The sequence below is a fragment of the Amycolatopsis ruanii genome (assembly GCF_003385175.1).
Taxonomy (GTDB): Bacteria; Actinomycetota; Actinomycetes; order Mycobacteriales; family Pseudonocardiaceae; genus Amycolatopsis_E; species Amycolatopsis_E thermalba.
In genome coordinates, this window is record NZ_PQHY01000026.1 from 60,853 (window position 1) to 81,413 (window position 20,561).

Sequence of the window (20,561 nt, forward strand, 5' to 3'; positions counted from 1 at the left end):
TCCTCTCAGAGCGTCACGGGCAGCGCGGGAACCTCGGCCGCGAGTTCGCCGACCAGCACGGACACATCGGGCACGGAGTCGAGGTCGAGCACCAGGTGCTCGATGCGCTCCCACCGGGTGGCCAGGTCGATCGACTCGGCGAGACGCCGCGCCTTCGCCACCACGTCGGCGTCCGGCAGCGGGCGCGTGGGGCCACCGAGCGGACCGTCCACTTCGATCTCGACGGTGTCGCCACCGCGCCGCGTGACCCGCATCCGGGTGCGGAACCGGTCTTCGGCGCGGTCGAAGTCCGGGCAGTGGTGGACCTCGACGCGGCGCAGCAGCGACCACACGTCGTCGGCGGCGATGCGGTCGCAGGTGAACTGCTCGGCCAGGACCTGGCCGTCGAGCAGCGCCACCGACACGGCGTAGCCGATGTTCATCTGCGCGCCGATCGTCTCCAGCAGGGGTTCGGGTTTCCACCAGCCGTGGTGGTAGGCGGCGTGCGACACCTCCACCGAGATCGACTCGACGTCCTCGGCCGTGATCCCGCGCGAGCGGGCCTGAAGCGCGCAGTCGATCGAGGCGTGCGTGGCGGCCATCGCGGCGTAGGCCTTCACCCCGGTGTCCAGCAGGACCCACTCCTGGCCCAGCCCGGCGGTGATCAGCTCGGGGCGCGGGTCGTGCCCCTCGCCGAAGGTGGCCAGGAATCCGCCGTACTCGCGCTCGTACACGCGCTTGATCCCGGTGTAGCCGGCCTCGGCGAGCGCCGCGGCGTACAGGCCGTTACGCGAGGCGAAACCGTGGTGCATGCGCTTGGACATGGCCTCGTACTGCGCGGCCATCAGCCCGGACGACTGGGTCGCGGCCAAGCCGAGCGCGTCTTCCACCCGTGCCGGGTCGAGCCGCCGCAGCCACGCCGACGTCGCGGCGCTCGCGTGGGTGCCGAACACCGAGCCGGAGTGCCAGCCGCGGGAGAGCATTTCGGCGCCGTGCAGCGCCAGCCCGACCCGCGGGCCGACCTCGTAGCCGGCGATCAGCGCGGTGAGCAGCTCCCGCCCGGACACCGGACGGCCCAGCGTCGCGACGGTGCTGACCGCGCTCGGCACGATCAGCGAGTTGCTGTGCAGCGGCGCGCGCACGTGGTAGTCGTCCAGCTCGAAGCCCTGGATGAAGGTGCCGTTGAGCAGGCACGCCGCGGGCGCCGACGTGGTGCGGCTCCACCCCAGCAGCGGGACGTCCCCGGCGCCTTCGAGCGCGAGCACGGCGTCCACGGCCCGCTCCGACCACGGCAGGCGGGCGCCGACCAGCGCGCACACCAGCCCGTCGAGCAGGAGGTGCCGCGCCCGTTCGCGCACCGTGTCCGGGATGTCGTCGTGGCGCAGCTGGGCGATCCAGGTCGCCAGTTTGCCGGTCACGCCGTCGGGGTCGGTCGGGCTCACGCGGTCACCTCGTAACGGTTGCGGATGCGGGATTCCAGCTGTTGCAGGGCCAGTGTCGGCAGGAGCGCGAGGACACCGGTGAGGACGACCTGGCCGATGATGTTCTCCACCCGCGCGAGCGAGAGGTTGCGCAGCAGTTCGTAGCCCAGGCCGGAGGATCCGGAGAACATCTCGGCGAGCAGCAGGCCGATCAGGGTGAGCCCGAAGCACAGCCGCATCCCCGACGCGAGCGAGGGCAGGACGCTGGGCACCACGATCCGCCGCAGCAGTGACCACCGCGACAGGCCGAGCGCGGCCGACATCTTCAGGTGCAGGCGGCTCACCCCCGCGGTCGCCTCCACCATGATCAGGAACATCGGGAGCACGCCCGAGACGAACGCGAACGCTCCCCGGCTCAGGTCCCCGATTCCCAGCAGGAGCAGGAAAACCGGGTACAGCACGATCTTCGGGACGCTGTTGAACGCGTACACCACCGGCAGGACCGCCCGCGACCAGAACGCGCTGAGCCCGAGCACCATCCCGGCGACCGCGCCGGCGGCGACCGCGGCGGCGTAGGACAGCAGCAGCACGCGGGCGGTGTCGCCGACGCTGCCGAGGAACCGCGGATCGCCCAGGTCCGAGCCCAGGCTCCGCAGTGCTTGCCCCGGTCCGGGGTAGACGGCGCTGTCCGCCAGCGCGGCCGTCACGGTCCACACCACCACCAGAACGGCGGCGAGGACCAGCGGCGGGACCCAGGCGGGGCTTCGACGGGTGCTCATCGCCGCCTCCAGTCGAACGCGCTCAGCGCGGCGCCGAGCGAGAGGTTGGCCAGCAGCGCGAAAACGCTGACGAAGACGATGCCGGCGTACATGTCGACGGTGTCGAAGTTGTTGTAGGCGCGGTTGACCACCTGCCCGAGCCCGGTGGTGGCCAGGATGAACTCCGTCGCCAGCACGGCGATGATCGCGTACGCCAGGCCCAGTTTGAGCCCGGCGAGGATGTCCGGCAGCGCCGAGGGCAGCAGGACCTTGCGCAGCTGCTGCGACCGGGTCATCTCCAGGGACCGGGCGAGCTTGGTGACGATCGGCGGTGTCGACTCGAACCCGACCAGCGCGTGCGAGATGACGATGACGACGCTGAACAACGTGGCCAGCAGGACGATGGGCACCACGCCGGTCCCGAACATCACCACCATCACCGGGTAGAGCGCGAACACCGGCAGCGCGTAGAAGACGTTGACGTAGGGCTTGACGGCCCGGTGCACCCAGCGGGAGCGGGCCATGGCGTAGGCCACGGCCACGCCGGCGACCGCCGAGGCGGCGAAGCTCGCGCAGATCAGCAGGACACTGCGCAGCAACGCGTCGACCACGAAGTCGCGCTCGCCCAGCAGCTCGACCGACCGGGCGACCATCTCGCTCACCGGGATCAGGTCCAGCCGCGACACGGCACCCGACCGCGCGTACAGCTCCAGCGCGGCCACGAGCCCGATGACGAGGACGAACGTCCACAGGCCCGACGGCAACCCGGCGACGCGGCGCGGCGTGGGCCGCACGTAGGACGGGACGACCGAGCGCGCCCTCATCGTTCGCTCCGCATCGCCACTTCGGCCTCGTTGCGGATCTGCGCCCAGATGCGCTCCTGCGCCGCGGTCGCGGACGGCTCGGACAGCGCCGCGTGCACCCGCGGCCGGGGCAGGTCGACGACGACCTCGTCGAGGAAGGTGCCCGGGCGGCGGCCCATCACCAGCACCCGGTCCGACAGCAGCACCGCTTCCTGGATGCTGTGGGTGATGAACAGGACGCCGCACCCGATGGTCTCCACGACGCGGAGCAGCTCCTCGGCCATCAGCATGCGGGTCTGCTCGTCGAGCGCGCCGAACGGCTCGTCGGCGAGGATCAGGTCCGGGTCCATCGACATCGCGCGCGCCATGGCGACGCGTTGCCGCATCCCGCCGGACAGCTGCGCCGGGTAGTGGTTCTCGAAGCCGCCCAGTCCGACGACCTCGACGAGTTCCCGGGCGCGTTCCCGCCGAACCTTCCGTCCGACGCCGCGCACTTCGAGCGCGAAGGCGACGTTGTCGACGACCGTGCGCCACGGCAGCGTCGCGGACTCCTGGAACACGATCGCCGTGCGGCGGCGCGGACCGGTGAGCGGGACGCCGTCCACCTCGACGGAGCCGCGCGCCGGGTCCTGCAGCGCGCCGATGATCTCGAGCAGGGTCGATTTGCCGCACCCGCTGGGCCCGACGATCGAGACGAACTCGCCGCGCCCGATGGTCAGGTCGACCGGCCCGAGCGCGTGCACCGGGCCGAAGTGCTGCTCCACACCTTCGACGCGCACGATCGGCGTGGTCGCCGTGGACGCGGTGCCGCGCTGCTCCTGCGTCTGTGTGTTCACTGCGCTGCCCCGCATTCGGCCGGGAGCGTGGTGGGCACGTTCGCGGGCAGGTAGGCCTTCTGGAACAGGTCGCAGAACGGGAGGTCGGTGCGGTTCATGGCGAGGCGCTGGGCCTCGACGGCCTGCTGGATCGCCTCGGCGTCGAACCCGGCGCCCCAGTTGTCGTACTGGACCGCCTTGGTGACGATCGTGGTCGCCGCGGCGACGTCGATGTCGATGTAGTCGGCGTAGAGCTGCGCGGCCTTCTGCGGGTTGGCGCGGATGAACTCGACCGACTCCTGGTAGCCCGCCACCACGGCCTTGACCGTGTCGGGGTTGCGCTCGGCGAACTCGGGCGTCGTGGTGATCACGCTCTGCTGGAACTTCTTCAGGTAGTCCGCGCTGGACACGACCACGCGGAACTTGCCGGTCTTGGCCACGACCGACGGCGGCACGACCGCGACGTCGACCGTGCCGGCCTCCAGCAGCGCGACGCCCTCACCGACCCCACCGGAGGAGGTCCGTTCGATCTCCTGGGTCGCCCCCGCGACCTTGGGGAGGATGTAGGACAGGGCCTGCGTGACCGACTGCGGGTTGGTGTAGGCCCACTTGTGCACGTCGTTGATGGTCCGGACACCGGTGTTGCTGTCGAGGGTGTAGAAGTCGAGGCCGTAGACGCTCTGCGTCGCGCCGGCCACGACGGTCAGCGGGGTGCCGGCCTCGCTGGACTCCAGCACCGAGGTGAACCCGACGTCGGCCATGGGCAGGTCACCGCTGAGCATGTTGCGCACGGTCGTCCCGCCGCCCTTGCCCGGCACGATCTCGCCGATGGTCACCCCGCGCTTGGCGAAGAACCCCTGGTCCTTGCCGACCAGCCAGGGGATCGAGTACGGCTCCGAGGCGTTGCTGACCGCGATGTCGAACGAGGTCACCCCCGCCGCGCCACCACCGCTTCCGCACGCGCTCAGCACCAGTGCGGCCGCGGCCGCGCCGGCGATCAGAGCTGTCCTGCGCTTCATGGTTTTCCTCCTGTGGTCGCGTCTTTGCGATCCAGGAAGCCTCCGGCTTCCAGGCGGTTGATCAGCCCGCCACCTTCGATGAGCTCGACGACGAAGGCGGGCAGGGGTTCGATGGGGTGCTCGGTCCCGCGCGTCTCGTTGCGCAGCAGGCCGGCCACGGCGTCGATCGCGAGGACGTCTCCCTCGTCGATCAGCGTGCGCGCGTCCGGCACGGTGAGCGCCGGGAGCCCGTAGTTGAGGGCGTTGCGGTGGAACAGGGAGTTGTACTGCTCGGCCACCAGGCAGGAGATTCCCAAGTGGACGAACAGCTCGGCGCACGCGCGGCTCGATCCGAGGCCGAAGTTGCGCCCCGCGACCACGATGTCACCCGCCTCGACGAGCTTGGGCCAGCCGGGCCGGGTGGCGTCGAACATGTGCTGCGCCGCTTCTTCGACGGGCAGCTTCATCGCGAACCCCGGGTACATGTCGTCGGTGTTGATCTCGTCGCCGAAGACCCAGGCCCGTCCCCGGACACGCAGCGGTGAGGTCACGCCGCCACCTCCGCCACCTGGTCCGATCCGGCGATGTAGCCGGTCAGCGCCGACGCCGCGACCGTCGCGGGCGAGGCCATGTAGACCCGCGCCTCGGTGCTGCCCATGCGGCCGCGGAAGTTGCGCGTGCTGGAGGTGACGCACACCTCGCCGGGCGCCAGCACGCCCATGTGGTAGCCGAAGCACGCGCCGCAGGTGGAGTTGGTGACCACCGCGCCGGCCTCGACGAGCGTGGCGACGTAGCCGCGTTTGACCGCCTCCAGGTACACCTGCTGCGAGGCCGGGGTGACGATGAGCCGCACACCGGGCGCGACCTTGCGGCCTTCGACGACGCGCGCCGCGACCGCGAGGTCGGCGAGCTGGCCGTTGGCGCAGGACCCGATGAACGCCTGGTCGATGCGGGTCCGGTCGAGACCGGACAACGGCACCGCGTTGTTGATGACGGTGCCCGGCAGCGCGACCATCGGCTCGACGGTGCCGAGGTCGAGGGTGCGCACGACGGCGTAACCGGCGTCCGGGTCGGGGTCGCTGCGGGTGTAGGCCGCGCCGGGAGCCACCTCGGCCAGGAACTCCCCGGTGACGGCGTCGCACGGGAACAGCGTGAAGTCGGCGCCGATCTCCGCGCCCTGGGTCGCGATGGTCCGGCGATCGGACATCGGCACCGACGCCAGGCCGGGGCCGCCGAACTCGAGCGCGTGGTCGGTGGCGTCGCCGTAGCGGCCGGAGATCGTCAGGAAGATGTCCTTGCCGTTGATGTGCGCCGGTTTGGTACCGGTGAGCTCGTACCGGATCGTCGGCGGCACGCGGTACCAGGTCTGGCCGGTGCACAGCATCTGCAGGATCTCCAGCGGCCCGAGTCCGCGCGCGGCCGAGTTCAGCGCGCCGCCGGCGCAGGTGTGGGAGTCGGTGCAGCACACGACGGTGCCCGGCAGCACCAGGCCCTGCTCGGCGATGACCTGGTGGACGATGCCGTGACGGCCGACGTCGTAGAACCGGTCGATGCCGTGCTTGGCGACGAACGCGCGGGCCTTCGCGCCGTGGTCGGCGTCGCGCGGGGTGGGTGCCGGGACGGCGTGGTCGAGGACGACGGCGACCTTGTCCGGGTCGTGGAGGGCGCGGACGTCGGCGAGGCGGTCGTGGGCGAACTGCACGTCGATCACGACGGTCATGTCGACGTCGCAGGTGACGATCTGTCCCGGTTGGACGGTGTCGAGACCCGCGGCGCGGGCCAGGATCCGCTCGATGATGGTGTCAGGCACGGGCAGGCTCTTTCGGTGCGCGCCGGACGGCCCACTCGGTCAGGCCGACGGCCTCGAACAGGGCGCGGGGCCCGGCGACCTGGCCGGCGGGCAGGCCGCCACCGGCGATGTCGGACAGGGCTTGGGTCATGGCGGTGAACGCGGCGCCGACGGTGGCGCCGGGCAGGATGGCGCCGGCGTAGCCGAACCCCTCGAGCTGCTCGCGCGACACCTCGGGCGACTTGCCGCCGGGCACGACGTTGAAGATGACCGGCGCGCCGACCGCGGACGGGATGGCCGCCACCTGGTCGAGGGTCTGCGGCGCCTCGACGAAGAGCACGTCGGCGCCGGCCGCGGCGTAGGCCTTGGCCCGGGCGATCGCGGCGTCGAACCCCTCGACGGCGATCGCGTCGGTGCGCGCGACGATCAGGGTTCCCCGGCGCCGGTGGTCGAGCGCGGCCCGGATCTTGAGGACGAACTCCCCGGCCGGGATGAGTGCCTTGTCGTCGAGGTGGCCGCACCGCTTGGGGAACACCTGGTCCTCGAGCTGCACGGCGGCCGCGCCGGCGTCCTCGTAGGTGCGCACGGTGCGGAAGGTGTTGGTCTCGTCGCCGAACCCGGTGTCGGCGTCGGCGATGACCGGGACGTCCAGCTGCCGGTGGGTGACCGCGATCGCGCGGGCGATCTCGGTGACGGTGGTCAGCCCGATGTCGGGCAGTCCTTCGGCGGCGGACACGGCCGCGCCGGAGACGTAGGCGGCCTCGACACCGGCGCGAGCGGCGACCGCGGCCGACAGCCCGTCGTAGACGCCCGGTGCGACGAGCAGCCGCTCCCGGCTGAGGAGTCCGGACAGGACGGCGGCGTCAGACATCGGCCCGCTCCTCGGCAGGGACGTGCCCCATGCGCGCGGCGATGGCCCGGGCGCTGGCGGCGACGACCGGGCCGACCCGCTCGGCCTCGTCGCGGTCGAGCCGGAACGAGGGACCGCCGATCGCCAGTGCCGCCTCGGGCCTGCCGTCGAACCCCGGCACCGGCGCGGCGACGGAGTTGAGGCCGACCTCGCGCTCGCTCTCGGTGAAGGCCCAGCCGCGCTCGCGCACCTGCGCGAGCTGGCGGTCGAGCTCGTCGCGCGTGACGACGGTCGAATCGGTGTAGCGCTCGAGGCCGGCGGCGAGCGCGGTGGCGAGCGCGCTCTCGTCGAAGGCCATGAAGCACTTGCCCGCCGCGCCGGCGTGCAGCGGCAGCACCTGGCCGACGTAGCCCCGGTAGATCACCGAGTGGCGGGAGGCCGCCGACTCGACGAGCACGCGGGTGGCGTCCTGGCGCACGTAGACGCCGGCGCTCTCCCCCGTGACGTCCCGTAGCTGCTCGACGAACGGCCGCGCGACCCCGAGCAGGCTCGACCCTGAGCGCGCCGGGGCGCTCCAGACCAGCACCCGCAGCCCGACGCGGTAGGAGTCCCCCTCCCGGACCAGGAGCCCCTCCTGCAGCAGGGTGGACACGATCCGCGCGACGGTGGTCGCGGGCAACCCCGTCCGAGCGCGCAGGTCCGCCACGCTCAGACGGGGTTCGGCCTCGGTGAAGCAATCCAGAACGTCGCACGCGCGCCCCAGCACGCGCACCCCGGGCTCAGCCATCCATCCTCCAACACACCGTTCTGCGGTTTCAGAAACCGTATAGCGGTTTTGGACGATAGGCGGGTGAACTGGGTCACGTCAAGCGTCAGGCCGCGGGCGGCAGCAGATCCGCGCCCGCGGCGAGCAGCTTCTCGACCTCGGCCTGGCCGTCTTCGGTGAGCGGGACCAGCGGCGGGCGCACGAAGCCGGACCCGATGAGGCCCCGCTGCTGGAGCGCCCATTTCAACGGCGCCGGGTTGGTCTCGACGAACAGCAGGTCGGCCAGCGGGTGCAGGCGGTAGTGCAGGTCGCGGGCCGTCGCGAGATCGCCGGTCTCCCACGCTTCGTACATCCGCGCCACTGCGGCCGGCGCGAGGTTGGCGACCGCGCTGATGAACCCGACACCACCGAGCGCCAGCAGCGGCAGGCACAGCAGTTCGATGCCCGACCAGACCAGCAGGTCCGGCCCGCAGGCGTGCAACACGCGGGAGAAGTGGGAGAAGTCCCTGGTCGTCTCCTTGATCCCGACGAGGTTGTCGAAGTCGCGGTACAGCCGGGCGACCGTGCCGGGCGCGATGTCCACCGCGGCGCGGGAGGGCACGTTGTAGATCACCAGCGGCAGGTCGGGAAACTCCCGCGCGACCGTCGCGTACCAGTCGTAGAGCCCCTGCTGCGTGGGTTGCGCGTAGTAGGGCGTGATGACGAGCGCGGCGTCGGCGCCGGCGTCACGGGCGATCGCGGTCAGTTCGAGGGTTTCGTCGAGCTTGGCGCTGCCGGTTCCGGGCAGGAACGGCACCCGGTCGTCGACGGCGGCCGCGACCGTGCGGATCGCCTCGGCCCGCTGCGCGAGCGTCTGCGCGCCGGGTTCCCCGGTCGAGCCGCCGAAGGAAATCGCGTGCGATCCGTTGGTCAGCTGGAACTCGACCAGACCACGCAGGCTGTCGTGGTCGACACCGCAGTCGGGGTGGAACGGGGTGACCAGCGGGGCGATCGAGCCACGCAGGCGGGCGGGGTCGGTGCGGAACTTCACTGTGCTCCTCCTTCACTGTGGGGTAAGGCGGTCAGCCACTCCTGGTAGCGGCCGCGCCAGGCGTCGCCGAGCGGGTAGAGACCCTCGATCGCCGCACCCGCGGCGACCTGCTCGGCGATGAACCGCTCCTGGCGTTCCTGTTCGATGGCGGCGGTGAGCACCTCACGCACCAGCGACGGCGGGATGACCAGCACCCCGTCGTCGTCGCCGGTGATCCAGTCGCCGGGCAGCACCGCCGCGCCACCGCAGGCGACCGGCACGTCGACATCCCACGGAACGTGCCGCCGCCCGAGCACGGCGGGATGCGCCCCGCGGTGGAAGACCGGGATGCCGAGTTCGGCGACGACGGCCGCGTCCCGCAGTCCCCCGTCGGTGACGACGGCCGCCGTCCCGAGGACCTCGGCGCGCAGGGCGAGGATGTCGCCGATCGTGCCGCTGCCGCGCTCACCCCGCGCTTCCATCACGAGGACCTCGCCGGGGCCCAGGGATTCCACGGCCCGTTTCTGGGCGTTGAACCCGCCGCCGCGTTCGGCGAACAGGTCCTCGCGGTGGGGCAGGTAGCGCAGGGTGCGGGCGCGCCCGGCGAAGCGCGACCCCGGCCGGGCCGGTCGTACGCCCTCGATGGTGACGTCGTTGAACCCGCGCTGCCGCAGCTGTGCCGACAGCGTCGCCACCGCCACCGTGGTCAGTCCAGCAGTTGGACTCGGTGCGGTGGCTCGGTGTGCAGCCTGGCTGGTAGCGGCCGCTGTAGCTCCACGCCGCTGAGTCGCTGGAGGCCAGCGTGTCGGCGTAGCGGGCCAGGCCGGTGGCTTTGACGCCGAAGCCGTGCAGTCGCAGGCCCCGCGTGTGCAGCGAGCGCATGATGCGCTCGACGTGGGCGCTGTGCTGGCGCCGGCACACACTGCCGACGCCGACCAACGGCAGCCTCGACAACGCGACGCCGTGCCGCTCGTAGAGGTCGGCGCACCAGTGGTAGTCGGCGGCGGAGTCGCCCTGCAAGACCGGGACGAACGGCAGGTCCGGGGCGATGTCGCGGAGCTGGAGATAGTTGCGCACGGTGCGGCGCTGGTGCGTGCGCAGGCTGGCGCCGGTGCGGGCCCGGACGTGCGCCTCGACCATCCAGTCCTGGGGCGCCGCCCAGGCCAAGTGACCGATCTCCTCCGCGTAGCGGCGCACCGCGGCGGCGTAGGTGCGGGCGTCGGTGCGCCACCGGCCGTGCAGCGACAGTTCGGTGAAGCCGCCGGAGTCCAGTGCCCCCTCCCCTATCGCATGCGGCAGGGTGCGCCGGGGTGCCAGCCGCCGGTGCGAGACCAGCGGCGGGATCCCCAGGTCGCGTGCCAGCCACATATGCTGATGGGTGCCCAGATAGAACTTCACGGCAGCACCCCGCCTCGTCGTCGCGCCGTCAGCGCGGCCGCCGCCGCGAGGGCCATGACAGTGGCAACTGCCTTGCCCGCAAGGTGCCCGGGCAGCAACGCAAGCGACCCGAACGCCCACGGCACGAACACCGCGCTGTCGAGCACCAGCCCACCGAGATTGGACACCGCGATCGCCGCCGACCGGCTGCGGCGCCGGAACCGGGTGTAGAGCCACCAGTCGACGAGTTCCGCGACCAGGAACGCCGTGGTACTGGCCAGCACCAGCCGGGGCGGCGCCACCATCAGCGACGCCGCCATGCCTCCGCCGATCGCGGCCGCCACGGCCGCCGAACCGAGCGTGTCCTGCACGATGTCGCGGGCCGTGAGCAGGACGCCGGCCAGGACCACACCGGCCGGGATCACGAGCGATCCCAGGACGACCGCGACGTGGCTACTGCCCCAGTTCGCCGCGGCGATCCCCGCCAGAAAGGTCCCCATCGCGGCCCAGCCCGCGGCGCGCCCGACTGCCCGCGGCGTTGGCCCGTTGCCAGTCCCCTGGGACGACGAGCACGGGTGCGCAGCGGGCGCCGCGGTCTCAGGTCCCGGCATGACCTGTCTCCGGTGCCGTGATGTCGGAGGGGGCGAGGTGCTTGCGGAGCACGATCACGTCTTCGTGCGCGATGAGGTGCAGCGGCAGTCCCTGCTCGCGTTGTTTGCGGATGAAGTCGCGCTGGAAGAAGCTGCCCCGGGCGACGAGGCCGTCCTCAACCACGCGCGCCAGCAGCGCCACGCACCGCTCGACCGGCACCAGACCCGCCGCGACGCCGCAGGCGATGATCTGCGCGGGCAGGTCGATCAGTTCGGAGTGCTCCCGCCACGGGCGGACCGTGAGCGCGACGTGCCCGCCGGGACGCAGCACAGCCGCACAGCCGGTGAGGATGCGAGTGAACCCGGCCAGCAGGCGGTGGTGGCCGACGTTGGCGAGGTTGCCGCGGTCGAGCGCGTTGCCGTAGCGGTGGTGGTACTTGTGCACCTTGCCGTCGCCATTGGGGTCGCCGGCCGTGACGACCTGCCCGTGCGTGGACGGCCCGTACGGCGGCGAGGTCACCACGAGCGCGACCTGCCCGTGGTGCCGGGCCGGCAGGAAGTCCGGCAGCTGCCGGGCGTCGCCGTGCACGACCTCGGCGTCGTGGTCGTGGCCGCGTGCGCGCGCCAGGTCGAGGTTGGCGCGGGCGACGGCGACCCAGTGCGGCTCGTACTCCACGCCGACCGCGCGCCGTCCGGCGTCGAGTGCCTCCACGAGGGTCGTTCCGGCCCCGGCCATGGGGTCGAACACCAGGTCGCCGGGGCGTGTGTAGTGGCGGATCGCGTGGGCCGCGACGGCGGGCAGCATCTTCGCCGGGTGTGCGGTCGTGTCGGGCACGTAGCGGCCCTTGCGTTGCGCGGCCGGGGAGGTCTGCGCGGTCACCCACACCGACAGCGGCAGCTCGCCCGGGTCGGTCTCGGCGGCGTGGTCGGTGGCGGTGTCGATGGCGTCGATGAGCGCGCGCGGGATCGGCACGGTCGGCTCATCGGGGTGCGCTGCGGAGGTGTTCATGCGCGGTCTCCTGCGGGCTCGCTGGGCTGGGCAAAGACGAGGACGTCGCCGTGTGCGCGCAGGTGCGGCGCAGGCAGACCGCGGGCGGTCGCGCGGTGGCGCGCGACCTCGTACTCGGCGGCGGCGGGTGTCGGTGCGGCGCGGAGCTGCCCGTCGCGCACCGGGGTGTGCAGCGTGACGATGTGCTGCAGGTAGAGCAGGTCGGCGTTCTGCGCGGCGGCGATGACGGCGCCGGTGGGGTCGGACAGGTACCCCTGGTTCCAGTCGCTGTGGGTGTAGACGGCGAGGACGCCACCGAAGCGCAACCGGGCGGCGGCCATCAGAGCCAGCCGGTCCAGCGACACCACCGCGGCGGCATCTGCGGGTAGTGAGACGAGGATCAGCTCGACCCGCTCCCCCGGCGCCACCGCGGTCGGGTTGGAGGCGTTCGGCGCGGCCGCGGTATGCGTTGCGCCGCCGGTGACGAGGTCGGCCCAGAACGGCCGGGACTGCCCGTCGGTGCTGTTCGGTTCCAAGCCGGCGAGCGCACCCACTTCGCGGTCGAGCGCGCGCACTGCTTCCATCGCGGCCTCGTCCGCGTCTGGGCCGAGCAGGACACGGGCACGGGGTGCGCTGAACGAGGTCGTCAGCGCTTCCACGATCGGCACCGGCCACGGTTGGTGGCTGTCGATCGGGTCGGGGCCGCACGTCCACACGGTGGCCGGGATCGGCGATGCGGTGGTGCGTCTTGTCGTGGTGCGTGTACCCGGGTGCGAGGTGGCGTGCGGTCGGGGTGCGCGGGCTCCGGGGTAGGGCGGGCGGTCGCCTCCGCGCCGGGTGCGCGGTGGACGGGTCGAGTCACCGCGGCGGCCAGGGCGGCCGTCCGGGGACTGCGATCGCTGGGTCATACGAGGGCCTTCCGGGATCGAGAACGCCGGGCCACGCGGCTGAGCCTGTGGCGCTGTCATCCCCTAACTCCGCACCGAAAATCCATTCGGGACACCGGCCATTTCCGCGGCAGCCGAGCATCCAGAAGGCGCAGGTCCAGGGCCGGAAATGACGACGCTGAGGCGCCTTTGAGGCGCTTTTGTCACGCCCGTGAAGCGGGCGTGCGGCGGTTGTGAGGCTCCCCGGATGACTCCATGGCGATCCGCCAGTTTCCCCCGCCTTCTGGGAGGTGGTCATGGATCTGTCTCTGTTCGAGAACGAGCCGAAGAACCCGGTCTTCTTCGTGCGGCGCAAGCCGGTCGCGGCCGAGAACGCGAACGTGTTCGACCTAGCGTGGCGCAGCTTCGAGTGGCTGGTGACCGGACCCGACCCGGTCGCCGTCGACGGCCGCGACATCGACGGCCTGCCGGGGCGGCTGCTGCCGTTGGACGAGCTGGGTACCGCGCTCCTCGCGCGCAGTTGTGCGCAGACCACGCGCGATGCGACGTGGCGGTATCTGGTGACACGTTCCCGCGCGGAGGGCGGCACCTGGACGGTGGCGTGCACGGGTCTGGCGTTGCCGGTGCTGTTGCCGGTCGCGCGCAGCTTGACGCGCGAGTTCGCCGGTGACCGGGACGACGTGTACTCGGCGATCCTGACCGGCTTCCTCGACGGTCTGCGCGAGGTAGATCTGGACCGGCCGGCGATCCTCGTGCGACTGCGGTGGACGGCCTACCGGGCCGGCTCGCGGACGGTGCGGGAGGCGTTGGACAGCCCCCGGCCGCGCGAGGATCTCGGCTTCCGTTCCGCACCGCCGGTACGGGCGGGAAGTCACCCGGATCTCGTCCTGGCCGCGGCGGTCGAGGCGGGCGCGATCAGCGCCGAGGAGGCGAGCCTCGTCTCCGCGACGCGTCTCGGGGAGCTGTCGCTGGCCGAAGCGGCGCAGGCCCGAGGGCAGACCTACGAAGCCGCCAAACGTGCCCGCCTGCGCGCCGAGGCGCGGCTGCTCACCCACCTCGCCGCCGACGACAACGAAAGCCGTGCGCACCGAGCCCGTCGGCGAGGAGCGCACCGTCGGGTGTCCCGGACGGACTCGAAATCCGGAGTTAGCCGGCGCGGGACTCACGCGCCCGCCGATCGTGCTCACCCTCCACGCCGGACCGCCACCCGGTCGGACGTGCCGACGACTCGGAAGGTCCGATGATGCGTCTGCGCCAGCTTCGCCCCCCACGCACCCGACGCCGTCGCGCACTTGTGGCGGGGTGGCTCGTCGGCGCCGTGCTGCTGTTGACCGCGTCGGCCGCGCAGGCGGAGGCGGTGCACGTCGTCGCGCTCGCACAGACCGTCGACGAGGTGCTCAACAACATCCGCAACTGGATCATGGGGATCCTTGCGGGGGTCGCGATCGTGTTCCTCACGATCGGTGGTCTGCGCTACCTGATGGCCTCCGGTGATCCCGGTGAGGTGGAGAAGGCCAAGGGCGCGTTCAAGGCCGCCGGCATCGGCTTCGGGCTGGCCGCGCTGGCCCCGCTGGTGGTCGAGATCCTCAAGGGCATCGTGGGCGGGGTGTGAGCCATGACCACCCCAACAACCCGGCCACCGGAACCGCTTGGGCGCGGTTGGGGTCGGCTGCTGCCGCGGCGTGCGGGGCGCGCGCTCGCGGTGCTGGTGCCACTGCTGGCGGCGGTGGCCGGACTCGCGTTCGCCGCGGCCGCCGCGCCCAGCCCGCCACCGAGTGCCTCCGTGACCGCGATGGTTCCGGCGCAACCGCCGCCGCTGCCCCTGCCACCCTCCGACCCGTCGTGCACACCGGGCTCAATCGACCCCGCGTGCCGGCTGCCGACCGGCACTCCGCCGCCGCCGTCGGGAGTGCCGAGTTCGCCGTTGGTGCCGGGCCCGTCCGTGCCGCCGGTGTCGTGCTTTCCCGGCGCGTTGATGCCCGAGTGCACCGGCACGCCCGCACCCACCACTCCTCCGTCGTGTGAGGGGCCGAACTGCATTCCCCAGCCGACCCCGCTCGAACCCAGCGGCCCGGGCCAGACTCCGGTGCCCGGGCAGGACGGGGAGGGCGAGGACGAGTGCGGCATCACTGATCCGGTCGCCTGTGTCACCGAAGCGATCGACGCCTTCTTCCGCACGGTGGTGACCGACGCGCTCAACCCGCTGCTCGAGCTTCTCGGGAAGACGTTGCTGACCACACCGGAGCCGTCCTCGCTGCCAAGTGTGGGGCAGTTGTGGACGGAGTCGTGGCGGATTCTGCTCGCCGTCTACGTCATCATCGTGGTCGTCGCGGGGATCGTCGTGATGGGCTACGAGACCCTGCAGACCCGATACACCATCAAGGAGATCGCACCCCGGGTCGCGATCGGGTTCCTCGCCGGAACCCTGTCACTGTTCATCGCGACCAAGGCGATCCAGATCGCCAACGCGCTCGCCCAGGCCGTCATGGGCGAGGGCGTGAACCCGCAGACCGCGGGCAAGGCGTTGACCGACATAGTGCTCGGCGCGCTCAACGGCGGCGGGCTGTGGCTGATCTTCATCGGGCTCGCGCTCGCGGTGATGGTCGTGGTCCTGCTGCTCACCTTCATCGTGCGGGTGATGCTGACGGTGCTGCTGATCGCGGCTGCCCCGATCGCGCTGATGTGGCACGCGCTGCCGCACACCGAGGACATCGCGCAGGCGTGGTGGAAGGCCTTCGGCGGGGTGCTGGCCATCCAGGTCGGGCAGTCGCTGGCAATGGTCGTGGCGTTGCGGGTGTTCTTCGCCCCGGGCGGGTTCACGGTGTTCGGGCCGACGCTGTCGGGGTTGGTGAACCTGCTGCTGTGCCTGGCGCTGATGTGGGTGCTGATCAAGATCCCGTTCTGGTGCCTGGCCCCGCTGCGCACGGGGCGCCGCTCGCTGCTCGGCTCGCTCGCCCGCGGCGTCATCGCCTACAAGACGATGGGCCTGCTCGGCGGCGCCGGCACCGCCCTCGGCCGGAAGGGAAGCAAGCGGCCGAGTGGTGGTGGGGGCGCTGCGGCGGATCCTCCGGCGACCCGGTCGGGCCAGTTCATGCTGCCGCTGCGGCTGCGTCGCACCCGCTCCCCCGCGCCACGCTCGCCCCGGCTGAGCGAGGTGCCGACCACCGCGGGCGGTGGGGAGCGCAGGCCGGGTCGCGGGCAGCTGTCGCTGTTCACCGCGAGCGGGTCCGGTGACGAGCGGACGGTGTCGCCCAATCCGCGGGCGCTGCCCCCGGACGTACTGCCGCATGCGCTGCCGCCCGATCAGCTCGGGTTGCCGATCACCACGCGGTACGACCCGGACCGGGTCGGGCGCCGCACGCTCGCCGATAACCCCACTCACCCTCGTTCGCCGGTGCCGCAGCCCGGGCTGCTGACACCGGATGGGCGGATCAACCGCCGCGCGCGGCCGCCCGCGCGGCTGCCCCGTGCGCTGGTCGCGCCCAGCGCGGGGATGCTCCCGATCCACCTGCGCCCCGCATCACCGCGACCCGCTCGCCGCACCCTCGCCGACGAACCCGCGACACAGCCGCCGCGGCAGACCGGGCCCGGCCTGCTCACCCCGTCCGGGCAGATCAACCCGGCCGCCCGCGCCCCGCGCCGCCCTCAGCGCGACGCCTACACCGGCAACCGGCCACTCGCCTCGGGCCAGTACCCGCTCCCCCTCGCCGTGCGCCGCCAACCCAAACCCACCCCGCCGCCGAGCGACAGCCCGCCCCCGGCGCGGAAGCCGCGGCCGGGCACGCAGCTGCCGCTGCCGTTGGACCTGCCCCGCCGCCGGGGCCCCAGGAAGAGGAAGTGAGGTGTGTTCGCCGTGACCAGTCCTGTGCGTGTTCCGGCCGACGTCGACCGTCCGGACCGGGTGCTGGGTCCGCTGACCGCCCGGCAACTGGCGATCCTCGCCGGCGCCGGAGCGCTGCTGTATGGCCTCTACTCGCTGACCCGGGCGGTGGTGCCGCTGGCGGTGTTCCTCCTCGTGGCGGTTCCGGCCGGGATCGCGGTCACCGTGCTGGCGCTCGGGCAGCGTGACGGGCTCCCGCTGGACAAGCTCGCCCTCGCCGCGATCCGCCAGCACCTCGCCCCGCGGCACCGGGTTGCCGCCCCCGAGGGCGTGTGCCCGGCACCCGCCTGGCTCACCGCGCAGCAGGCGAAGGGGCGCGTGGAGGCGGTGTCTCCGGCGCCGCTCGAGCTCCCAGCAAGCGGGGTCGCCGACAGCGGCGCGCAGGCCGGGATCGTCGACCTCGGCAGCGACGGGCTCGCAATCATCGCGGTGTGCTCGACCGTCAACTTCAGCCTGCGCACCCCCGCCGAGCAGGAAGCGCTCGTCTCCTCCTTCGCCCGCTACCTGCACAGCCTGACCGCGCCGGTGCAGATCCTCGTCCGCGCCGAACGACTCGACCTCGCACCCCAGATCGCGCAACTGCGCGCCCGCGCGGGCGGGCTCCCCCACCCGGCGCTGGAGACGGCCGCGCGGGATCACGCCGACTACCTCGCCCAGCTGACCGCGCAGACCGAGCTGCTGCGCCGCCAGGTGCTGCTCGTGCTGCGCGAACCCCTGCACACTCACCCCGCGCCCGCATCAAACGCGCTGCCCTGGCGCCGCCGTCGCGCCACGGAGCAGGCGGTGGATGTGGGTGTGCGGCTGGCGGCCGAGCAACGGCTGGTGCGCCGCCTCGGCGAGGCGAGCGAGCTGCTGTCGGCGGCCGGGATCGTCGCCGCGCGGCTCGACGCCGCGGCGGCGACCGGGGTGCTGGCGTCGGCCTGCAACCCCGACACCTTCCTCCCGCCCTCGGCCGCGCTCGCCGCTGCCGACGAGGTCGTCACCGCCAGCACCACCTTCACCGACCTCTACGCCCCCGATGAAGCCGCGGTGCGGCCGCGACGCGAGGGACAGGCCGGGCCGTGGCTGTCCGACGACGAGGACTGGGACTACGACGACGACATCGAAAGCAGGTAACACCATGGCGCGCACCAGGCATCAGTTCCGGTCTGGGTCGGCGGGGGCGTTCACCCCGGACTCGTTGTCGGTGGCCGCCCGGCATCTGGAGGTCGGCAACGAGTTCGTCGCCAGCTTCGGCGTCACCGGCTATCCCCAGGAGGTCTATCCCGGGTGGCTCGCGCCGCTGCTGACCTACCCCGCCCGGCTGGACGTGTCCGTGCACATCCAGCCGGTCGACCCGGCCACCGCCGCCAGCGGTCTGCGCAAGCAACGCGCCCGGCTGGAATCCTCCCGCCGGCACAACGCCCGGCACGACCGGCTCGACGACCCGGACCTCGACGCCGCCGCCGAGGACGCCGCCAACCTGTCCCGCCGCATCGCCCGCGGCGACGGAAAACTGTTCCGCTTCGGCCTGTACCTGACGGTGCACGCCCCGGACGAGCACACCCTCGCCGAGGAAGTGTCGGCGCTGCGGTCGCTGTGCGCGTCGCTGCTGCTGGACGCCAAACCCGCGACCTACCGCGCTTTGCAGGGCTGGGTCTCCACCCTGCCACTCGGCCTGGACCCACTCGGGCTGAAGAGGACGTTCGACACCGCCGCAGTGTCGGCGGCCTACCCGTTCACCTCGCCGGACCTGCCGCCCACGGACCCGACCACGTCGGCGCCGTCCGGGGTGCTCTACGGCTACAACGTCGGCAGCTCCGGGCTGGTGCACTGGGACCGCTTCGCCTGCGACAACTACAACTCCGTCGTGCTCGGCCGCTCCGGCGCCGGCAAGTCCTACTTCGTCAAGCTCGAAACCCTGCGCAGCCTCTACCGCAACCTCAGCGACGACGGCGGCGGGTGGGTCTCCGACGGGGTGCAGGCGTTCGTCGTCGATCCCGAGGACGAGTACGCCCGCCTGGCCGCCCAGGTCGGCGGCACCTACGTGCACCTCGGGGCCGGTGGGGTGCGGCTCAACCCGTTCGACCTGCCCGTGCACACCGACGCCCGCGGACGGCGCACCGCCCCGCAGGACGCTCTCAACCGGCGCAGCCTCTTCCTGCACACCGTACTCGCCGTCCTGTTCGGCACGCCGGTCGCGCCGCCGGAGCGGGCGGTGCTCGACCGCGCGATCACCGCCACCTACGCCCGCGCCGGGATCACCGGCGATGCCGCCCGCACCTGGACCCGCCCCGCTCCCCTGCTGCGCGACCTCCGGGACACCCTCGCCGCCTCCGGGGATCGCGGGGACGCGGTGGCCGGTGATCTGGCGGCCCGGTTGCACCCGTTCGTCGACGGCGCGTTCAGCGACCTGTTCGCCGGGCCCACCACCGCCACCCCGGACGGTCACCTCGTGGTGTTCTCCCTGCGCGACCTTCCCGACGAGCTGCGCGCGATCGGGACCCTGCTCGTGCTCGACGCGGTCTGGCGCCGGGTGTCCAACCCCGCGCATCGGCGGCCCCGGCTGGTCGTGGTCGACGAGGCGTGGCTGCTCATGCAACAACCCGAGGGCGCGCGTTTCCTGTTCCGCATGGCCAAGGCCGCCCGCAAACACTGGGCCGGGCTCACCGTCGCCACCCAGGACACCGCCGACGTGCTCGGCACCGATCTCGGCAAGGCCATCGTGTCCAACGCCGCCACCCAGGTCCTGCTGCGCCAAGCGCCGCAGGCCATCGACGAGATCGCCGACACCTTCGGCCTCTCCGCCGGCGAACGCCAGTTCCTGCTCTCCGCCGACCGCGGCCAGGGCCTGCTGTCCTCCGGCACGCAGCGGGTGGCGTTCCAGTCGCTGGCCTCGCCCACCGAGAACCTCCTCGTCACCACCGACCCCGCCGAACTCGCCCGCCTCGCCGACGACGACCCCGACGCCACCGACCACGGCCTCGCCGACACCTACATCGGCCTCGGCCCCGCCGACGACGGACTCGACGACACCGATCCCGCCTGACCCTGCGCCAGGTGTCCAGAAAGGAGGCCCGCCATGCCGGCGCCAGCGGTGCACAGCTGGGTGGGCGATTACCTGCGTGACCCCGGCGGCGCCACCGCCGATCTCCTGGCGGTCCTGCTGGACTGGGCGCTGATGTGGGGCCCGATCGTCCTTCCCACGCTGCTCGTGGCGGTGGCGGGGGCCCTCGTGGCACGGCGCTGGTGGCTGCGGCGCCGGCACGCCGCGCTGGAGGTCGACGCCCGCCGGATCACGGTGCTCGCCCCGCCCACCGTGGATCCCGCCGGCGGGGCCGCCGTCTGGTCCAACCTCGTCGGCCTCCTGCGCCCCGCCTGGCGGCGGTGGTGGGCCGGCCAGCCCCACCTCGCGCTGGAGTACGTGTTCGGCGAGCACGGCGTCACCGTGCAGTTCTGGGTCCCCGCCGTCATCCCGCCCAACCTGGTCGAACGGGCCGTCGAAGCCGCCTGGCCCGGCTCCCACACCCGCACCAGCCCCGCCACCGCCGCCTTCCCCACCCCAGCCGCCGGGCGGCGGATCGTGGTGGGCGGGCAGCTGCGCCTCGCCCGCACCGAATCGCTGCCGCTCCGCACCGACTTCGACGCCGACCCCATCCGCGGCCTGCTCGG

At 72.6% G+C, this 20,561-nt stretch carries 19 protein-coding genes and 2 pseudogenes; 6 read left to right on the forward strand and 15 right to left on the reverse strand.

The genetic code is table 11. From position 1 onward, the window contains the following. Positions 1 to 5: 5 nt before the first annotated feature. From D0D28_RS16635 to D0D28_RS16705, 15 genes and pseudogenes are all read right to left on the reverse strand, one after another. A complete protein-coding gene (locus D0D28_RS16635; protein ID WP_116111198.1) occupies positions 6 to 1,421 on the reverse strand; it encodes an MmgE/PrpD family protein in 1,416 nt (471 codons plus the stop codon). Further along, positions 1,418 to 2,179, reverse strand: coding sequence for an ABC transporter permease (locus tag D0D28_RS16640; protein WP_116111199.1), 762 nt, complete (start codon positions 2,177 to 2,179; stop codon positions 1,418 to 1,420). Before D0D28_RS16640 ends, D0D28_RS16635 begins: the two co-directional genes overlap by 4 nt. Continuing rightward, positions 2,176 to 2,982: an ABC transporter permease gene (locus D0D28_RS16645; RefSeq protein ID WP_116111200.1), complete on the reverse strand. Its 807-nt coding sequence runs from the start codon at positions 2,980 to 2,982 to the stop codon at positions 2,176 to 2,178. Before D0D28_RS16645 ends, D0D28_RS16640 begins: the two co-directional genes overlap by 4 nt. Continuing rightward, a complete protein-coding gene (locus tag D0D28_RS16650) occupies positions 2,979 to 3,797 on the reverse strand; it encodes an ABC transporter ATP-binding protein (RefSeq protein WP_116111220.1) in 819 nt (272 codons plus the stop codon). Before D0D28_RS16650 ends, D0D28_RS16645 begins: the two co-directional genes overlap by 4 nt. Beyond that, complete coding sequence (locus D0D28_RS16655) at positions 3,794 to 4,795, reverse strand: ABC transporter substrate-binding protein (RefSeq protein ID WP_116111201.1); 1,002 nt, start codon at positions 4,793 to 4,795, stop codon at positions 3,794 to 3,796. Before D0D28_RS16655 ends, D0D28_RS16650 begins: the two co-directional genes overlap by 4 nt. Continuing rightward, entirely contained in the window at positions 4,792 to 5,325 is a 534-nt protein-coding gene (locus D0D28_RS16660) for a 3-isopropylmalate dehydratase (protein WP_116111202.1), read from the reverse strand. Before D0D28_RS16660 ends, D0D28_RS16655 begins: the two co-directional genes overlap by 4 nt. Then, complete coding sequence (locus D0D28_RS16665) at positions 5,322 to 6,584, reverse strand: 3-isopropylmalate dehydratase large subunit (RefSeq protein ID WP_116111203.1); 1,263 nt, start codon at positions 6,582 to 6,584, stop codon at positions 5,322 to 5,324. Before D0D28_RS16665 ends, D0D28_RS16660 begins: the two co-directional genes overlap by 4 nt. After that, positions 6,577 to 7,434, reverse strand: coding sequence for an isocitrate lyase/PEP mutase family protein (locus tag D0D28_RS16670; protein ID WP_116111204.1), 858 nt, complete (start codon positions 7,432 to 7,434; stop codon positions 6,577 to 6,579). The genes D0D28_RS16665 and D0D28_RS16670 overlap by 8 nt, the downstream gene beginning before the upstream one ends. Next, on the reverse strand, positions 7,427 to 8,200 hold the full coding sequence (locus D0D28_RS16675; RefSeq protein ID WP_116111205.1) for an IclR family transcriptional regulator: 774 nt from the start codon (positions 8,198 to 8,200) through the stop codon (positions 7,427 to 7,429). Before D0D28_RS16675 ends, D0D28_RS16670 begins: the two co-directional genes overlap by 8 nt. Before the next feature lie 85 nt (positions 8,201 to 8,285). Next, the gene (gene dapA, locus D0D28_RS16680; protein WP_116111206.1) at positions 8,286 to 9,209 is read right to left on the reverse strand and encodes a 4-hydroxy-tetrahydrodipicolinate synthase; all 924 of its coding nucleotides are present in this window, start codon (positions 9,207 to 9,209) and stop codon (positions 8,286 to 8,288) included. Then, positions 9,206 to 9,889 (reverse strand): hypothetical protein, encoded by a 684-nt coding sequence (locus D0D28_RS16685; RefSeq protein ID WP_346009487.1) that lies wholly within the window; start codon positions 9,887 to 9,889, stop codon positions 9,206 to 9,208. The genes dapA and D0D28_RS16685 overlap by 4 nt, the downstream gene beginning before the upstream one ends. Before the next feature lie 73 nt (positions 9,890 to 9,962). Next, a pseudogene (locus D0D28_RS37650) lies at positions 9,963 to 10,556 on the reverse strand (DUF7221 family queuine tRNA-ribosyltransferase-like protein); the annotation flags it as partial. A 26-nt stretch (positions 10,557 to 10,582) separates the two neighbouring features. Further along, on the reverse strand, positions 10,583 to 11,065 hold the full coding sequence (locus tag D0D28_RS16695; protein ID WP_162831099.1) for a VUT family protein: 483 nt from the start codon (positions 11,063 to 11,065) through the stop codon (positions 10,583 to 10,585). Positions 11,066 to 11,162: 97 nt separating this feature from the next. Beyond that, entirely contained in the window at positions 11,163 to 12,164 is a 1,002-nt protein-coding gene (locus D0D28_RS16700; RefSeq protein ID WP_116111208.1) for a TRM11 family SAM-dependent methyltransferase, read from the reverse strand. Continuing rightward, complete coding sequence (locus D0D28_RS16705) at positions 12,161 to 12,811, reverse strand: hypothetical protein (protein ID WP_240323237.1); 651 nt, start codon at positions 12,809 to 12,811, stop codon at positions 12,161 to 12,163. Before D0D28_RS16705 ends, D0D28_RS16700 begins: the two co-directional genes overlap by 4 nt. A 515-nt stretch (positions 12,812 to 13,326) precedes the next feature. Here D0D28_RS16705 and D0D28_RS16710 point away from each other — a divergent pair. From D0D28_RS16710 to D0D28_RS16735, 6 genes and pseudogenes are all read left to right on the forward strand, one after another. After that, entirely contained in the window at positions 13,327 to 14,274 is a 948-nt protein-coding gene (locus tag D0D28_RS16710; protein WP_116111209.1) for a sigma-70 family RNA polymerase sigma factor, read from the forward strand. Beyond that, complete coding sequence (locus D0D28_RS16715) at positions 14,274 to 14,642, forward strand: Mbov_0395 family pilin-like conjugal transfer protein (protein WP_116111210.1); 369 nt, start codon at positions 14,274 to 14,276, stop codon at positions 14,640 to 14,642. The genes D0D28_RS16710 and D0D28_RS16715 overlap by 1 nt, the downstream gene beginning before the upstream one ends. Positions 14,643 to 15,116: 474 nt before the next feature. After that, positions 15,117 to 16,871, forward strand: coding sequence for a hypothetical protein (locus D0D28_RS16720; protein WP_240323238.1), 1,755 nt, complete (start codon positions 15,117 to 15,119; stop codon positions 16,869 to 16,871). A gap of 12 nt (positions 16,872 to 16,883) precedes the next feature. After that, complete coding sequence (locus D0D28_RS16725) at positions 16,884 to 18,026, forward strand: PrgI family protein (RefSeq protein WP_116111224.1); 1,143 nt, start codon at positions 16,884 to 16,886, stop codon at positions 18,024 to 18,026. Between the two features lie 4 nt (positions 18,027 to 18,030). Beyond that, positions 18,031 to 19,938 carry a VirB4 family type IV secretion system protein gene (locus D0D28_RS16730; protein ID WP_116111211.1) on the forward strand — a complete coding sequence of 636 codons (1,908 nt, stop codon included), beginning with the start codon at positions 18,031 to 18,033 and terminating at the stop codon, positions 19,936 to 19,938. A 33-nt stretch (positions 19,939 to 19,971) separates the two neighbouring features. Then, a pseudogene (locus tag D0D28_RS16735) lies at positions 19,972 to 20,561 on the forward strand (type VI secretion protein); the annotation flags it as partial.